This window comes from Cedecea sp. B1(4) (assembly GCF_059414925.1).
Window position 1 is genome coordinate 1 of the sequence record NZ_JCAHMZ010000345.1, and the last position, 328, is coordinate 328.

General features: G+C 68.9%; 1 protein-coding gene. It reads right to left on the bottom strand.

The features are described 5' to 3' along the window. Positions 1 to 328 (bottom strand): fumarate hydratase C-terminal domain-containing protein (locus tag ACR6JA_RS23220; protein WP_494599884.1); only part of this gene is annotated, 328 nt, incomplete at both ends.

Below are 328 nucleotides of genomic sequence, written 5' to 3' on the forward strand. Positions count from 1 at the left end.
GCCTTGGACACCAGGTAGGCCGCGCCGCCCACGGCCATCAGGTAGGCCGAGCCGTGCTGCTTGATCGACTCGATGGCGACCGGGCCGCGCTCGGACTTGCCGATCATGGCGATCAGGCCGGTCTGCTCCAGCATCATGTCGGTGAACTTGTCCATGCGGGTGGCGGTGGTCGGACCGGCCGGGCCCACCACTTCGTCGCGCACCGGATCGACCGGGCCGACGTAGTAGATGACGCGGTTGGTGAAGTCCACCGGCAGCGGCTCGCCCTTGGCCAGCATGTCCTGGATGCGCTTGTGCGCGGCGTCGCGGCCGGTCAGCATCTTGCCCG